The 14,312-nt window shown below is 70.2% G+C and carries 10 protein-coding genes, 1 tRNA gene and 1 other RNA gene; 2 read left to right on the plus strand and 10 right to left on the minus strand.

Features of this window, described 5'->3' with window-relative positions; all coding sequences use genetic code 11:
* Nucleotide 1 precedes the first annotated feature (1 nt).
* The 3 genes from BJ980_RS09845 to ffs all read right to left on the minus strand — a co-directional run bounded on the left by BJ980_RS09845 (nt 2) and on the right by ffs (nt 3,103).
* Nucleotides 2-400, minus strand: coding sequence for a YbaB/EbfC family nucleoid-associated protein (locus BJ980_RS09845; protein WP_179502124.1), 399 nt, complete (start codon nt 398-400; stop codon nt 2-4).
* A gap of 16 nt (nt 401-416) precedes the next feature.
* Nucleotides 417-2,873, minus strand: coding sequence for a DNA polymerase III subunit gamma and tau (locus BJ980_RS09850; protein ID WP_179502125.1), 2,457 nt, complete (start codon nt 2,871-2,873; stop codon nt 417-419).
* Nucleotides 2,874-3,012: 139 nt separating this feature from the next.
* Nucleotides 3,013-3,103, minus strand: an RNA gene (gene ffs, locus BJ980_RS09855) — signal recognition particle sRNA small type.
* Between the two features lie 87 nt (nt 3,104-3,190).
* On the opposite strand from ffs, the gene BJ980_RS09860 reads away from it, so the two are divergent.
* Nucleotides 3,191-3,275 (plus strand) — tRNA-Ser (locus tag BJ980_RS09860).
* Nucleotides 3,276-3,349: 74 nt separating this feature from the next.
* Here the strand turns inward: BJ980_RS09860 and BJ980_RS09865 are convergent.
* From BJ980_RS09865 to BJ980_RS09895, 7 genes are all read right to left on the minus strand, one after another.
* Nucleotides 3,350-4,585 carry a S8 family serine peptidase gene (locus BJ980_RS09865; protein ID WP_179502126.1) on the minus strand — a complete coding sequence of 412 codons (1,236 nt, stop codon included), beginning with the start codon at nt 4,583-4,585 and terminating at the stop codon, nt 3,350-3,352.
* A complete protein-coding gene (gene eccB / locus BJ980_RS09870; protein ID WP_179502127.1) occupies nt 4,576-5,958 on the minus strand; it encodes a type VII secretion protein EccB in 1,383 nt (460 codons plus the stop codon). Before eccB ends, BJ980_RS09865 begins: the two co-directional genes overlap by 10 nt.
* Nucleotides 5,959-5,964: 6 nt before the next feature.
* A complete protein-coding gene (gene eccD, locus BJ980_RS09875; protein ID WP_179502128.1) occupies nt 5,965-7,323 on the minus strand; it encodes a type VII secretion integral membrane protein EccD in 1,359 nt (452 codons plus the stop codon).
* 106 nt (nt 7,324-7,429) lie between these two features.
* A complete protein-coding gene (locus tag BJ980_RS09880) occupies nt 7,430-7,888 on the minus strand; it encodes a hypothetical protein (RefSeq protein ID WP_179502129.1) in 459 nt (152 codons plus the stop codon).
* Nucleotides 7,889-7,964: 76 nt separating this feature from the next.
* A complete protein-coding gene (locus BJ980_RS09885) occupies nt 7,965-8,297 on the minus strand; it encodes a WXG100 family type VII secretion target (RefSeq protein WP_179502130.1) in 333 nt (110 codons plus the stop codon).
* 49 nt (nt 8,298-8,346) lie between these two features.
* Nucleotides 8,347-8,667 carry a WXG100 family type VII secretion target gene (locus tag BJ980_RS09890; protein ID WP_179502131.1) on the minus strand — a complete coding sequence of 107 codons (321 nt, stop codon included), beginning with the start codon at nt 8,665-8,667 and terminating at the stop codon, nt 8,347-8,349.
* 161 nt (nt 8,668-8,828) lie between these two features.
* The gene (locus tag BJ980_RS09895; RefSeq protein WP_179502132.1) at nt 8,829-10,190 is read right to left on the minus strand and encodes a hypothetical protein; all 1,362 of its coding nucleotides are present in this window, start codon (nt 10,188-10,190) and stop codon (nt 8,829-8,831) included.
* A gap of 136 nt (nt 10,191-10,326) precedes the next feature.
* On the opposite strand from BJ980_RS09895, the gene eccCa reads away from it, so the two are divergent.
* A complete protein-coding gene (gene eccCa / locus BJ980_RS09900; RefSeq protein WP_343047767.1) occupies nt 10,327-14,307 on the plus strand; it encodes a type VII secretion protein EccCa in 3,981 nt (1,326 codons plus the stop codon).
* Nucleotides 14,308-14,312 lie beyond the last annotated feature (5 nt).

The raw sequence follows: 14,312 nt of genomic DNA on the forward strand, positions 1-14,312 counted from the left end.
GTCAGAACCCCAGACCGGGCAGCGAGTCGCCGCCACCGGGCGCGCCGCCGAGGCCGCCGCCGGCCAGCGGACCGAGCTTCTCCGAAGCCAGCGCGTCGGCGCGAGCCTTCGCGTCGCGCCACGCGGCCACGACCATGTCGCCGAGGTCGGAGAGGTCATCGGCGTTGCTGCCGTCGAAGCCTCCGGCCTTGATGTTGACGTCGAGCAGGTCGCCGGTGCCGGACAGCTTCACGGTGACAGAACCGCCGGCGACGGTGCCCTCCACCTCCGTCTGGGCGAGCTCGTTCTGCGCGTTGACGAGCTGCTCCTGCATCTGCTGCGCCTGCTGGAGCAGGGCGTTCATGTCGAAGCCACCCATGCCGGAGTCAGATGAGTCGCCGCCGAAGGGGTTCTGGGTCATGGTCGTGCCTCTCACGTCAGTCGTGCTTGATTTCTTCGATGATCTGGGCGCCCAGCGTGCGCTGGAGCAGCTCGGTGCCCGACATGCCGGAGTCCTCGATGGCCGGATCGTTCCGGTCGACCTCGTCGTCGGCTGAGCCGCCCGAATTGCGCGCGGTCTCGATCGGTCCGGTCCGCGTCGAGCTGATCGCCTCGCGCGCGGCGCTCATGGCCGAGAGCGAGACAGTCTCGTTGGTCCGCACCACCGGCTGGTCGGGCGGGGACTGCCCTGGTGCTGACTGGGCCGGCGGGGACTGCGCTGGGGCGGCCTCGTCCGTGGCCCAGGGCGGTGGCTCGTTGGGAGCGGACTGGGCCGATTCCTGGGCCGGTTCCGCACCCCACGGTGCCGGGCCCTGCGACTCGGCCATGCCTCCTGCTCCGGGGCCGCCGTCCTGCGGCCGTGCGGCCGAGGGGTCCGGCTGTTGCTGTCCCTCGGCGGACCGCTGCACCTGAGGGACCTGCTCGACGGGTCGGCTCGCGGTGGGGGCGGCTGCCCCTGCCCCCGGGGCGGCGCCCGGGTCGACGATGGCGTCGACCTTCCAGTCGGTGCCGACCACGTCGATCGCGGCCTGGCGGACGATCTCCGCGCTGCCACCGTTGGCGAAGGACTCCCGGGCACCGGCGTTCTGGAAACCCAGGGTCAGCGTCTTGGCGTCCACCGCGACGACCTGGGCGTTCTGGGTCAGGTGGATCCAGGTCACCCGGCGCTTCATCTTGGTGGCCTCGACGATGTCGGGCCACAGGCGGCGTACGTCGGCCAGGCTCAGGCCACCTGTCGGGGCCTGGTTGCCCTGGCTCACCGGTTGGCCGTGCGGTGCCCGCGGCGGCACATCGGCTGCCCGCTGGTCGCGCGGCTGGTTCCATGAGCCGGGTGCGCCGGCCTGATCCGCGGCGCTGGGCGAGCCACCGTCCGCCCCGCTGGTGCGAGTGGGCTCGGACGGACTCGAGGACTCGGCCGGGTCAACCGCAGCCGAGCCTGGCTGGGAGTCGACGGGCCGGGGCTCGGGTGTCGGCCGGTCCTCTGTGGGCGGGCGCGTGTCGGTGGACGCGGCAGGCGCGGTCGCCGGAGAGGCGGGCGCAGCCGCTTGGGACGGCGCCGCGGGCGAAGGCGCCGGAGAGGCGGGCGCAGCAACCGGCGGCGAGGCAGGCGCAGCAGCCTGCGGCGAGGCGGGCGCAGCAGCCGGGGCCGTCGATCCCGCCAGGGCCGAAGGGGACTCGGCGAGGTGTCCTCCGGATCGCGCCGGTCCCGGCGCCGGGGCGCCGCCGGTCACGTCCAGGCGCCGCTCAAGACGGTCCAGGCGGGCCATCAGGCCCTCCTTGGAGTCATCGGCACCGGGCAGCAGCACCCGCGCGCAGATCAGCTCGAGGAGCAGCCTGGGCGCGGTTGCGCCGCGCATCTCGGTCAGACCGGTCGCGAACAGGTCCGCGGCCCGGCTCAGGCCGGGCACGCCATAGCGGGCGGCCTGCGCGGTGAGCCGCTCGGCCATGTCCTCGGGCACATCGATCAGACCGGTCGCAGAGGCATCCGGCACCGCGCCGATGATGACCAGGTCGCGCAGCCGACGCAGGAGGTCCTCGGTGAAGCGACGTGGGTCCTGCCCCGTCTCGATCACCTTGTCCACCACGCCGAAGACCGAACCGCCGTCACCGGCAGCGAACGCGTCGACGACCTCGTCGAGCAACGAGTCCGGGGTGTAGCCGAGCAGACCGGTGGCCAGCTGGTGGGTCACGCCCGCGGGCCCGGCGCCGCCGAGGAGCTGGTCGAGCACCGACATCGTGTCCCGGGCCGAGCCACCGCCGGCCCGCACCACGAGGGGAAGGGCGGCCGGCTCGATCGAGACGCCCTCCTTCTCGCACAGCTCACCCAGATAGCTCGAGAGCAGCCGCGGCGGGATCAACCGGAAAGGGTAGTGGTGGGTGCGCGAGCGGATGGTCGGGATGACCTTCTCCGGCTCGGTGGTCGCGAAGATGAAGCGCAGGTGCGGGGGCGGTTCCTCGACCAGCTTCAGCAGGGCGTTGAAGCCCTGCGGAGAGACCATGTGGGCCTCGTCGATGATGTAGACCTTGTAACGGCTCTTCACCGGGGCGAAGAACGCCTTCTCGCGCAGGTCACGCGCATCGTCGACACCACCGTGCGAAGCGGCGTCGATCTCGATCACGTCGATCGACCCGGGACCTCCGCGGGCCAGGTCGCGACACGAGTCGCACTCGCCGCACGGGTCCGCGATCGGGGCGCGTTCGCAGTTCAGCGCGCGAGCCAGGATCCGGGCCGAGGTGGTCTTGCCACAACCGCGGGGCCCGGAGAACAGGTAGGCGTGGTTGACCCTGTTGTTGGCCAAGGCTGCGCGCAGGGGCTCGGTGACGTGATCCTGGCCGATGACCTCGGCGAACGTCTCGGGCCGGTAGCGGCGATAGAGGGCGAGGGGTGCATCCACGCCCTGAACACTAACCACCACCGCCGACAGCCGGTAGCGCGGCGGTCCAGCCGGTGCACATGAGCGTCGAACACGCCCCTGGAGGCCTGGAACGAAAGGCCGGGAACGAAAGGCCGGGAACGAAAGGCTCAGGAAATGAAAAGGCCCCCCATGCACCCGACAGAGCTCACCTGCCCTTGCTGCCTTCCGGCCCTGGGGGAGTTCAGCGAGATGCCGCCACACGGGGGGTTGGCAGGGAGTCTAGGTCAGGGCGGTCCGGCAGGCCAAAGTGAGCATCGATTTCCTGCCTCACCGACCCAACGGGTAGCCTCCTCCGCGGAGGTATCGCCTAGTGGCCTATGGCGCTCGCTTGGAAAGCGGGTTGGGTTAACGCCCTCGGGGGTTCGAATCCCCCTACCTCCGCAGATCGAACGCCCCGGTGAGAACCGGGGCGTTCGTCATTTCACGCCCCGTCACATTCCGGGGTACGCCGTGACTCACCCGCGGCGGCGGGCGAGGAGTGGGCGGAGCACCAGGGCGAGCACCAGCAGTCCGCCGGCGCCCATCCCCCACCAGAGCAGTGAGCGTCGACGCTCGGCGGCTCGGTCCTCGAGCGGAGCCGGCTTCGCCGCGACGTAGTCCTCGGCGCTGCGCGCCCGCTCGGTGCGCAGCTCACCGGTCGCCGAGATCGCCAGCTTCCGGGTCAGCGCCTCATAGGGCTGGACCATCCCGTGCCCGTCCATCGCGTTCTCGTTGCCGCCACCCTGGGCGGTCACCTCGATCCGGGTCTTCACCTGGGCCGGGGTGAGCCGCTGGTCCTCGAGCAGCAGCGCCGCGACGCCGCTGACCACTGCCGTGGCCCAGCTGGAGGCCGGGTCCGAGATCGTGCAGACCAGGTTGCGCAGCATCACCGTGCGCAGTCCCACGACCGGGGCGGAGACGTCGATCTCGGGACCGACCAGGACCGCCTCGGAGGTCATGCTCATGTCGGCGGACCGGCTGGTCACCGCGATGACGCCGTCCATGCTCGCCGGGAACAGCACCTCGTCGGGCGCAGCGGGCGGCTCGTCCTGGCCGTCGGCATCCTCGGACTCCTCGTCCTCGGTCTCGGCGTCCGGGTCACGGTTGCCCGCGGCAGCGACCACGACGATGCCCTTGGCGATGGCCGCGTCGATCGCGGCCGCCAGGGCCTTGTTCGGCTTCTCGAACCCGATTGAGATGTTGATGACGCCGATCTTGTCGCGGTTCGCACTCGCCCACTTCACCGCTGCCGTCACGTCACCGGCCTGCACCTTGCTGGGTCCCGTGGTCTCGCCCTCGACGGCCCCGGCAGCCACTCGCAGGTCATAGATCTCAGCGCCCGGTGCGATGCCCGTCGCGTCGCCCTTGCCGGCGATCACGCCCGCGACGATCGTGCCGTGCCCGTCCTCGACCTTCCCCTGGGCGAACGCCTTGCCCGGGCGGGCCGAGAGGATCTTCGACGTCGAGACCCCGGAGTCGATGACGGCGACTCCGACGCCCTTGCCGGTCGCGATCCGGTGCACCTCGTCGAGGCGCAGCGAGTTGAGGGTGTCGTTCTCCTCGTCGGCGTCCCGGTCGACCTCGGTGCCGGTCGCGGCGTCGCCGGGGACACCGCGCATGCACGGGGTCTCGTCGGCATGTGCCGGGGTGGCGCCGATCAGGACCAGGCTCCCCGCGAGGATCGACGACGCAAGCGCGGAGGTCAGCCGCATGTCTTCATCGCCTTGGCCGTCGGTTGACGACGCGCTGCCTCCTGGGAGAGCTCGGGGCCGCACTCGAAGCTCTCGGTCCACGCGTCCGGCACGGTCGGCGCCTTCACCGATCCGAACCCGAGGAGACGAGCAGTCTCCCCCTTGGGTCCGCCCAGTCGATAGCGCTTGCCGTCCATGTCGATCACCACGGGAGTGCCTGCGGTGGCCGCTCCGTGCTGGCCGACGTTGACGTAGGCGCCGTACCCCGGCTGTACGGCGACATCGAGGACGTTCGCCCTGAGCTTGCTCGCGCTCTCGTCCTCCGAGGGGTCGACCGCGAGGCTGACCGTGGCCGGCCCTCCGGGCGTCGCGTTGAGCACGCCGCACGCCTCCGGGGCGTCGATCGACTGCGGCTTGGTGCTGGGCCAGTCGGCCACCGCTTCGATCTCCTGGCCGGGCTTCCCGGTGATCTGCGGGATCTCGCCCTTCGCCTTGGCCACGACCTCATAGACGACTTGGCTGAACTCGCCGAGGTTCAACGGCCCGTCGGGACCCAGGACGTAGACCTGGCCGGTGCGCTCGTTCTGGGCCAGGTCGCCGACCTCGAACTTGCCGTCGCCGACCTCGTAGTCGAGCGGCTTGCCACGGTCGGCGATGTCGAAGCTGGCCAGGCTCAGGTCCGGCCCCTTGGGGAACAGGTCGAGCCACGCGTCGCTGACCTGGTAGCGCTCGCCCGAGTCCAGGCCGAGGTCGGCGATCAGGGCGTCCGCGTTCACGACGGGCAGCAGGTAGCGGTAGTAGCCGTGGCCCGGCTCGGCCGAGCGCGCGATCAGGAACTGCTGGCCGGCCTTGCCCTTGGTCCGGACCACCATGGCGCCCTCGACGGGCCGCGCGACCGTCTTCTCGCCGATGAAGATCTTGGTGGCTGCCTCGGTGGTGGTGCAGGCGGTCCAGCCCGAGTTCCGCATCATGCTGGGCACCGGGATGCTGTTGGGCGCGTCATAGATGCCGATCCGGACACCCAGCTTCTTGGCGCTGATGTCCTCCTGCTTGACCGACTTCGGCTCGACCTGACCCATCAGCAGCTGCGCCGAGACCGGGTTCACCACCGGCTGGACCGGCTGGTCCTCGGCGAGCACGACGTAGTGGTTCCCGTTCTCCTTGGAGATGATGATCCCCGGATCGGTCCAGTCGGCCGGCGAGCGGCCGGCGAACATGCTGGCCAGGGCGGCACCGGCGAGCATCAGCACACCGAGAGCGATGCCACCGATGATGGCGCGGGCCGGACGGGCCGGCTCCACCTCGCGCCCACCGGGGGCGCCGCTGACGAATGCGGTGACCAGTCGGCGCCGGCTGTAGGCGTGGGCATCGACGAGATCACGCTTGGTCGACATCAGTGATCACCCACGGATCTGGCTGAAGAGGCCGACCGCGACCACGAGCAGGGGCACCAGGGAGATCAGCGCGATCACCTCGATCACGTCGCCCAGGCGGCCGCTGCGCACCGACGGGGTGGACGGCACCAGGCTCGAGGTGAGGACGAGGGCCCCCGCCGCGGCCAGCACGACGGCGATGGATGCGCGCCAGTCCGGGTGCAGGACGAGCGCGGCGGCGGCGGTGGAGATCAGCCCCAGGACACCGGCGGTGAGGCCGGCGAGCACCTCGGAGCCGGAACGATATTGGCGCGTACGCAGCATCACCACGAAGCTGGCGGCGATCGCGATCAGCGCACCGGACAGGCCCAGGGAGACCGCCATCGGCGCGGTCAGCACCAGCAGGACACCGACTGTCGCGGTGACGGCCAGCAGGATCTCGTGCCCGACCAGGGCGTCCTCACGGACGAGGTCGGGGTCGATCGGCGCCGGGTCGTTGGTGATGTCCTCCTGGGCATAGATCTGCTCCACGCGGGTGCGGGTGGCACCCAGGGCCAGCCAGGGCAGCACGCTCCCGGCCACGACGACCAGGGTCAGCACGATGGTGAAGACGCTGGCCACGTTGAAGTCGCTGGAGCGCATCACCACTCCGACCGCGGTGAAGATCGCGCCGACCACCACGGCGGGGATGATCAGGGCCCGTCCGTCGGTGAGGCCCACCAGGGCAACGCCGCCGGCAATCAGGGCTCCGGCGCCGGCCGCTGCCATCACAGTGCCGGCGTTGGGCGCGTCGTGGGTGAGCATCAGGCCGGCGATCGCGCCGTATCCGGCTCCCATCCAGGCCAGGCACAGGGCGGCCTCGCGCTCGCGCTGGGTGTGGCTGAGCACCACCGCGCCGACGACCAGCAGCGCCGAGATGATGCAGGCGGCCGTCATCCCGAGCGTGGAGCCTCGCTGCATCAGCAGCGCGACGCCGCCGAGGCCGAGGAAGAGCCCCGCCGCAGTCAACGCCGTACGCCGTCCGGCGGCCGGCTCCCACGGCTTGAGGTCCCGCTCCACGGCGTCGGCCATCGCCTCGACCACGTCGTCATAGACGCGCGGGGCCTCCTGGTCGACACCTGCGGCGACCGTGAGCAGCGCGCCGTCCTCGACGCCCTGCATGGTCAACCCGGCGTCGCCGACGAGGCGGCGTCCGTCGCCGGTGATCACCTGATAGCCGGCATAGACGGTGGCGGCATCCAGCAGCCCGACGCTGCGGGCCAGCTCGGGGACCAGTTCGGCAACCGGGATCGATCCCGGCAGCACCAGGTCAACCCGACGGATCCCGGACGCGACCGTGACCCGGACCAACCCCGAGGTGGTGGCTGGTGTCGCGGCTTGGGACATGCTCTCCCCGTTCCGTGCTCAGTGATGCTTCACGACAAGGACGCGACGAGTCTCCTCGTCGCGTCCTGAAGCCTACATTCGGTCAGTGCCCGATCGGCACGGTCGGTCAGGCGGACGGGGTGTCGTCGCGCAGGACGACCTCACCCAGGCCGTTGACCGTGAGGTTCTCGCGCTGTGCCGCCTCGCGGCTGCTGTCAGCGTTGTAGCCGGAGTAGGTGATGTCGCCGATCTGGGCGAGCTGGCTCTGGCTGAGCTCATCGGCTGCTTCGGCGTCCTTGACTGCAAGGAGCAGCGCTGCACTGAAGCCGGTAAGGTCGGTGCGCACACCCGAGAAGGTGCCCATCACCACCGAGTGCGCCATCCGGTGCGACTGGGCGAGCTCGTCGCCAACCTCGAAGCCGACCAGGTCGGTGGGGCTGACCTCGGCCTTCTTGAACTCGTTGTCGAGCTTGGAGGCGATCCGGTTGGTCTCGTTGGCGAGCTCCTGGACCTCTTCGGGATTGACCCGGTAGACGCCGGCGATCCCGTCGCTGAGCTGCCTGGTGGAAAAGACTGGAGGTGCCATCAGCTGGTTCTCCTGAAGATCTCGTGCGGTCGGGGGTCACCGCTCGGTGACCCCCGCCGGACTGGTGCTGGGTCGGTCAGAGTCCCTTGACCGAGGCGCCGCTGGCACCGTCGGCTGCGGGGAAACGTCCCTTGTTGCGGCCTTCGGCGGCTGCGTATTCCTCACGGGACAGACCGACACCGAGACCGATGTCGTGGAGGATCGACTTCATGTCCTTCATCGCCCGGTCCCACTCGTGGCGCGACGACTCGAACGCAAGCGACGCCTCACCGGTCCACTCGCTCTGACGACCGCGCATGCGGCGCTCGAGCTCGTCGAGCTTGTTCTCGATGCCGACGGCACCGTTCTTCAGGTCTGCGGCCGCTTGGTCAAGCGCCTCGTAGCCCACCTTCATGTCGCCAAGTCCCATTGTCCTGCTCCTTCCGAGAAAAAGTTGTGTCTAGCTGGTTGCCGCGGGCTCAGCCCAGGCCGGATTCGTACTTCCCGTAGCCCTGCTTCTGGACCGCGTCGACCTCTTCATAGGTGACGTCCGAGCCGAGCAGGCCCTGCTCGAAGTCGTCCATCGCTCGCATCACGCGGGTGACGGTGCCCTCCCACTTGGTGATGGCACCCTGGAAGGCGGTGCCGCCCTGGCCGACCCAGGCCGAGTTGAGGTTGCTGAGCTTCTGGCGCAGGGTGGCGATGTCGCCCACCAGGTCTTCCTGCGTCTGGGCCATGTCCTTGGCTGCTGCGTTGAGGACGCCACCTGTCAGGCCGTAGCCCGATCCGCTGTTTCCCATCGGATTCCTTCCTTCTCCGCCAGAGCCTCATTCGCCCGAGCGACGTTGTGGACCGTTCCTTGATGTCTGATGACAACTCCCTGACCGGTGCTGCCGCAACAGTTCGTACCCGGGCCACGACCACATAAACATGAACAATCGCTTGTCCACAGAGATTCGGCTCAGCCGCCGAAGGGAAGCTCCCAGATCGTGCGGAAGAGTCCGCTCGACACGACCACCGCAGCGACCGTGAACGCGCCGGCCAACATCTCGCCGATCTCTGCGCGTCGCGCCCATTTCACCGAGCGCCAGCCGCGGCCGGTTGCGACGGCGGCCACGACGAGCAGGGCGCCCATCAGCAACGCCACTGCCAGCGCCTGGACCAAGGTGCGTTCGGAGGCATTGACCAACAGGTCCTGGACCAGCACCCCCCAGATGAGCACACCGGCGCTGCGCAGGAGCACGCGAGCGGTGACGTGCCGATAGCTGCGCGCCGCCAGCAGGATCGCCGCACCCGCGAAGAACGCGAGCACCCGGGCGCCGACATGGTCGATGTGGAAGGGCGTGGCCGCGAACAGGTTCACCACCGAGACTACGGCGACCACGAAGATCGCCACGCCCGCGGCATTGACCACGTGGCTGCCCCGCGCCAGCAGGGCACTGATGTCGCTGGGACGGATGATCGTGCGCCCCCGGCGCCCGCGCGGCACGTCGCGGGCAGACCATGCGGTCACCGCGAGACGCTCGAGGTCGAGCAGCATCTGGTCGGGTACGTCGACTGCCAGCCCCGGCACGGAGCGTGCCCCGAGGACCGCCATCAGCAGGAGCAGCGACCAGGCCACCCGCGGGTCGAAGCCGACCAGCAGGCAGAAGCCGGTGATCAGGAAGACACCGGACCCGGTGATCATCCAGACGGTGTGCACGATCGACGACCCGGTGCCCAGGGCGCGGGCCATTCCGGCGGCCACGGCTGCCGCGAGGCCGGCCACGCCGAAGGTCAGCGGCAGCATCTCCGGCGACGGATCCCAGACCAGGGCGAAGGCGGCCGCGAACGCGAACGCCGGCGCGACCGCGCCACGCTGGTCGGCGTGGCGACCGAAGGGGAGGACGCCGATCAGCGCCGCCACCCCGAGGAGCGCGACGGTGGCGTCGAAGAGGCGGGGCGACTCGATGCCTGCGGCCAACCAGCCGGCAAGCACCGCAGCGAGCCCGGCGAGCACGAAGGGCAGGCGGGCAGTGCGCTGCTGCGCCGCGGCGTCCTCGTCGCGGACCCGTTCAGCAGACGCCGGTCGTGGTGGCGCGGCACCGAAGGCCGCGATCAGCACCGCACCCGAGCGGAGGCCGGCGCCGTGGACCGACGTACGCGCACGCAGCTCCTGGCCGTTGACCTTGAGCAGGCGCGGCGGCGCACCCAGGCCCACCTGACGGGCATATTCACCGGAGACGTCCGCGAGGCGCGCAGCAGCCGGGACCAACAGGTCGATGGAGCCCGAGGGCCCGTGCACGGTGAGCGCGACGGTCTCGGTGCTCGTCGTTCCCGACACGACGGACTCCCTTCGGCTGATGCGGGAAGGGTAGTACGACCCGGCGCGGATGCGAGTTCACCCACTAGGATCGCTGCGGACTCTCGGACCAGGAACAGCCTGCGTCAACCAGCGTCAACCCATCGGAGGGGGAAGCGTGACCACGCTCCGCAGCGGACACCGGCTCGAAGCACCGGAGATGCCCACCGGCAAGGTCGCGGTGCAGGCGCCCCCCGAGCTCCAGCCCCACGAGGGCGCAGGCAACGCCATGATGATGGCGATCCCGATGCTGGGCAGTGTCGGCTCGATCCTCGTGGTCGCGAGCATGAGCGGCAGTGGCGGCGGTCGCCGGATGATCGCGGGAGGCATGTTCCTCTTCGCCACCCTCGGCTTCATCGCGGTCCAGATCGACCGGCAGCGCAAGCAGCGCCAGCAGCAGATGACCGGCTCGCGCACCGAGTACCTGCGCTATCTCGCCACCATCCGCGACGTGGCCCGCAGGGCTGCGGCCAAGCAGCGTGCCGCGCTCAACTGGTTCCACCCCGATCCGTCGGCCCTGCCCTCACTCGCCGAGGACCGGCTCCGGCTGTGGGAGAGATCGGCCGTCGACGACAACTACCTCCACGTCAGATATGGGCTCTCCGCGCAACCGCTCTCGCTCGAGCTGGTTCCTCCCGAGACCACTCCGATCGAACAGGTCGACCCCGCGGCCGCCTCGGCACTGCATCGACTCCTCGTCGTGCACCGCGTCCAACCGAACCTGCCCGCATCGATCGACCTGCGTGCCTTCGACCGGATCGAGCTGACCGGCCCCGAGGAGCCGGCTCGTGCGCTGGCCCGGGCGATGATCTGCTCCGCGGCCGCCTTCCACAGCCCCGACAACGTGGTCGTCGCCGTGCTCTGCAACGACGAGAACCTGGCCCGCTGGGACTGGCTGAAGTGGATGCCGCACACGCTGAGCACCCGAGAGGGCGACGCCGTCGGCCCGCGCCGGATGGTGACCACCTCCCTGGATGACCTGGGCGCGATGCTGCCCGAGGACCTGAGCGAGCGGCCCCGCTTCGGCGCCGACGAGGGCCCGGCCGTCCCGCACATCCTGCTGATCATCGACGGGGGCCACCTGCCTCCGGGCAACCACGTCATCCCGCCGGACGGCCTCCACGGAGTGACCCTGATCGACCTGCCGGAGCGCTGGGACGAGCTCGAGGACCCGACCCGCCTGCGTCTCGACTTCGAGAACCTCCCCGCAGAGGGCGGCCGCTGCCCGGTGACCGCGCTGCGGATGCGCGCCGAGCCGCTCAAGGGCCTGGCCGACCAGATGGACCTGGCCACCGCCGAGGCGTTCGCCCGGCGCCTGGCCCCGCTCAACACGGTCTCCCTCGGCTCCGAGGCCGGCAGCGAGAACGTCGGCCCCACCGACTTCATGGACCTGATGGGCCTGGGCGACGTGTTCTCCTTCGAGACCCGCAACGCGTGGCGCTCCCGACCGGCCCGCGACCGGCTGCGGGTCCCCATCGGCACCGCCGACAACGGCTCCGCGATCCACCTCGACATCAAGGAGTCCGCCCAGCAGGGGATGGGGCCGCACGGCCTGGTCATCGGCGCCACCGGCTCGGGAAAGTCCGAGTTCCTGCGCACCCTGGTGCTCGGGCTGGCGATGACCCACTCCCCTGACCAGCTCAACATGGTGCTGGTCGACTTCAAGGGTGGAGCCACCTTCGCCGGGATGTCGTCGATGCCGCACGTCTCGGCCGTAATCACCAACCTGTCCGAGGAGCTCACCCTCGTCGACCGGATGCAGGACGCCCTCTCCGGGGAGATGGTGCGTCGCCAGGAGATGCTCCGCGCGGCCGGCAACTATGCCTCGATCCGCGACTACGAGAAGGCGCGTGCCGCCGGCGAGGACCTCCCGCCGATGCCGTCGCTGTTCATCGTGGTCGACGAGTTCTCCGAGATGCTGACCGCCAAGCCCGAGTTCATCGACCTCTTCGTCGCGATCGGCCGGCTGGGCCGGTCCCTGGGCCTGCACCTGCTGCTGGCCTCGCAGCGCCTCGAGGAGGGCCGACTGCGCGGGCTGGAGTCCCACCTGTCCTACCGGGTCGGCCTGCGCACGTTCTCGGCCGCGGAGTCGCGCAGCGTGCTCGGTGTGCCCGACGCCTATGAGCTGCCCGCCGTGCCCGGCCTGGGCTATCTCAAGCCCGACCAGTCCACGCTGCTGCGGTTCAAGGCCGCCTATGTCTCCGGCCCGCCCTCGGGTCGCTCCCGCGTCCAGCGCGACGAAGGTGGCAACCTGCGCGGCATCCTGCCGTTCACCATCGCCGAGGTGCAGACCCTCCAAGCGATCGAGGAGGAGCAGCCCACCCCCGCACCGCAGACCCAGCAGGGCGAGCAGGACTCGTTGCTCGACATCGCGGTGCAGCGGATGATCGGCCAGGGCAACCCGGCCCACCAGGTGTGGCTGCCGCCGCTCGACGTACCCGACACGCTCGACCTGCTGATGCCCGACCTGGTCGTCGACCCCCGCCTGGGCCTGCACTCGCCGCAGTGGCGTGGTCTGGGCAACCTGACCGTGCCGATCGGAATCGTGGACCGGCCGCGCGAGCAGCGCCGCGACACGATGACCGTCTCGCTGAGCGGTGCCTCGGGGCACGCCGCCGTCGTCGGCGGACCGCGCACCGGCAAGAGCACGCTGCTGCGCACGATGCTGACCAGCCTGGCCCTGACCACGACTCCGCTGGAGTCGCAGTTCTTCGTCCTCGACTTCGGTGGCGGAACGTTCACCCCGCTGACGAAGCTGCCGCACGTCGCGGGGGTGGCAACCCGCTCCGAGCCGGACGTCGTACGCCGCATCGTGGCCGAGGTCAAGGGTGTCGTCGACCGCCGCGAGGCCTACTTCCGTGCGAACGGGATCGACTCGATCGAGACCTATCGGTCGCGTCGCGCCGAGGGCCGGGTCGACGACGGGTATGGGGACGTGTTCCTCGTCGTGGACGGCTGGAGCACCCTGCGCGCGGACTTCGACGACATCGAGATGGAGCTGCAGGTGCTGGCCCAGCGCGGCCTCACCTTCGGCGTACACCTGATCGTCGCTGCCGGGCGCTGGGCCGACTTCCGCGCCGCGCTGCGTGACATCTTCGGCACCCGCCTCGAGCTGCGCCTGGGGGACCCGCTCGACTCCGAGATCGACCGCAAGTTCGCACAGCTGGTGCCCGCCGGACGCCCCGGGCGGGGAATCTTGCCCGGCAAGTACCACTTCCTCGCGGCCACGCCGCGCATCGACGCGAACACCGACCCGCGCAGCCTCGGCGACGGAGTCGACGACCTGATCGCCAAGGTCAGCGCGGCCTGGCAGGGGCCGGCCGGTCCCAAGGTCCGCCTGCTTCCCACCCAGATCACCCTGGAGGACGTCCGCAGCCAGGCGATCGCCTCAGGCATGGACACCAACCGTTTCCTGCTCGGCATCAACGAGCGCGAGCTCGCCCCGGTCGGGGTCAACCTCGACGCCGAGCCGCACCTGCTGGTCTTCGGTGACGGTCAGTCCGGCAAGAGCTCCCTGCTGCGTTCGATCATCTCCGAGCTGGTCCGGACCAAGACGCCCAAGGAGGCGCAGATCATCTGCGTCGACTACCGGCGGTCCCTGCTCGGTGAGATCCCCGAGGAGTACAACCTCGACTACCTCACCAGCGCCACCCAGGCCACGCCCGGGATCAAGCAGCTCTCCGACTACCTCACCAGTCGCCTGCCCGGTCCCGACGTGACACCGGACCAGCTGCGCAACCGGTCGTGGTGGACCGGCGCCGATGCCTACATCCTGGTCGACGACTACGACCTGGTCGCGACCCAGCAGGGCTCACCGATCCACGCCCTGGTGCCGTTGCTGGCCCAGGCCAAGGACACCGGCATGCACCTGATCATGACCCGCCGCGCCGGCGGTGCCGGGCGAGCGCTCTACGACCCGGCGATCCAGACGCTGCGCGACCTGGCCATGCCCGGCATCGTGCTGTCCGGAAACCCGGAGGAGGGCGCGCTGCTCGGGAAGGTGCGACCGATCCCGATGCCTGCGGGCCGCGGCCGCCTGGTCACTCGCGACAACGGTGTGGAGACGATCCAGCTGGCGTGGACCGAACCGCAGGACTGACGAGC

This window comes from Nocardioides daedukensis (assembly GCF_013408415.1).
In the GTDB taxonomy this organism is placed as follows: Bacteria; Actinomycetota; Actinomycetes; order Propionibacteriales; family Nocardioidaceae; genus Nocardioides; species Nocardioides daedukensis.